This window comes from Aquabacterium sp. (assembly GCF_035476535.1).
Classification (GTDB): Bacteria; Pseudomonadota; Gammaproteobacteria; order Burkholderiales; family Burkholderiaceae_C; genus Pseudaquabacterium.
The window spans coordinates 1-1,877 of record NZ_DATILJ010000200.1 but is presented as its reverse complement, the minus strand read 5'-3'; the positions used below and the strand labels follow the sequence as shown (position 1 = coordinate 1,877).

The 1,877-nt window shown below is 67.5% G+C and carries 2 protein-coding genes; one reads left to right on the top strand and one right to left on the bottom strand.

Going from position 1 to position 1,877, the window contains the following annotated elements; all coding sequences use genetic code 11:
* Positions 1-757, top strand: a 757-nt coding sequence (locus VLK61_RS19660; RefSeq protein WP_325423319.1) for a creatininase family protein, incomplete at its 5' end; no start/stop codon positions are given.
* Positions 758-763: 6 nt separating this feature from the next.
* Here the strand turns inward: VLK61_RS19660 and VLK61_RS19655 are convergent.
* Positions 764-1,877 (bottom strand): serine hydrolase domain-containing protein (locus VLK61_RS19655; protein ID WP_325423318.1); only part of this gene is annotated, 1,114 nt, incomplete at its 5' end.

Genomic DNA, 1,877 nt, shown 5'->3' with positions numbered 1-1,877 from the left:
CGCGAAGACCGTGGCGGTGTTGCCCGTCGGCGCCACCGAGCAGCATGGGCCGCACCTGCCGCTGTCGGTGGACCAGAGCCTGGTCGATGGTGTGGTGGCTGCATGTTTGCCGCAGTTGCCGGCGGACGTGCCGGTGCTGGTCCTGCCGACGCAGTCGGTGGGCTACAGCCCCGAGCACTCTCAGTTTCCCGGCACGCTCACGTTGCCTTTCAAAACGGTGATCAAGACTTGGGTCGGCATCGGCGAATGCGTCGCGCGCGCGGGCGTGAAGAAGCTGCTGCTGCTCAACGCCCATGGCGGCCAGGTCAGCCTGATGGACATCGCGGCGCGCGAGTTGCGCACGGGCGCCAATCTGATCGTCTACAGCTGCAGCTGGTGGAACCTGCCGCTGGGCGACGCGGTGAACGGCCTGTTCAGCGCGGAGGAGCACCGCTTCGGCGTGCACGCCGGCGAGATTGAAACGTCGATGATGCTGGCGCTGCGCGCGCAGTTCGTCGACATGGCGCAGGCCAAGGATTTCAAGTCGACTTCGCAACAGCGTGCGGCCCAATACCCCATCCTCGGCAACGGCCGCAGCGCCAAGCTGGGCTGGGCCATGCAGGACTACAACGAGCAGGGCGCGGCGGGCAACGCCGCCGGTGCCACGGCGGAGAAGGGCCGCGCGGTGCTCGACGCGGCAGGCAAGCAGCTGGCGCTGCTGCTGCAGGAGATTTCCAGCCTGCCGCTCTCCACACTTGTCGATAGGCCTTCGCTGTAGCCGCGGCTAGCGCGTCTGCCGTACGGCGCCCGCCAGCGCATCCCACGCCTTGAGCGTCAGCGGATGCGTGAAGCCCGCACCGGCCACCGGATGCGAACTCAGCTTCACCACCACCATCTCGGCCGCCGGGTTGATGTGGAGCATCTGGCCGTTCACGCCCGAGGCCTCGAACGCGCCGTCGGCGTTGTGCAGGATCCACCACTGGTTGTGATAGCTGTAGCCGGGCCGGAACGCCATGCCCGAAGCCTTGAACTTCTCGCGGTCACCGCCGCGGCGCAGGTCGTCGACGACAGCCTGGTCGAACACGCGTTGGCCGTTCAGCGCGCCACCCCGGCGCAGCATTTCGCCGAAGCGGGCCAGGTCGCGCGCCGTGGCGCTCAGGCCGGCGCCTTGAAGCGGCGTGCCCACCGGGTCGACCATCAGGTTCGCGTCTTCTTCCATCCCGAGCTTCGTCCACACACGCTCGCTGAGCAGGTCGGCGAAGTGCTTGCCGGTGACACGCGAGACGATCCAGCCCAGCACCTCCGAATGAACCGTGCGGTAGACAAAGCCGGTGCCGTGCTCGCCTTCCTTCTGCAGCGTCTGCAGGAAGGCATAGATGTTCTTCGGCCCCACGTAGCCGGTGGGCGCGGGCAGCATGTTGCTCGAGTAGAGGTAAGAGAAAACTTCGGTGGCGGGATCGGTGTAGACCTCGCGGTAGCGCACGGCGCCGGTCATGTCCATCACGTCGCGGACCGGCATGTCGCCCCAGGCGCTGCCGGCAAGCTCGGGCACGTACCGGGCGACGGGCGCCGCCGGGTCGATCTTGCCTTCGTGCACCAGCTGGGCGGCGAGCAGGCCGGTGAAGGACTTGGTGATCGAAAACAGCAGGTGCGGTGTCTCGGGGCGCATCTGGTTCTGGTAGCGCTCGTAGACCACGCGGCCCTTGTGCAAGACGACCAGGGCGTCGGTGTAGGTGGATCGCTGCCAGTCTTCCAAAGTGATCTTCTGGCCCTTGTCGTCATCGAAGCTGAAGTTGTCGAGCGGCCGCTGCGCTGCGGGAAGCGGCGACGCCGCCAGCGGCCCGCGCCGCACGTTGCGCGTGGGCAGCAGTTCGCGCACATGCTGCAGCGCCCAGCGC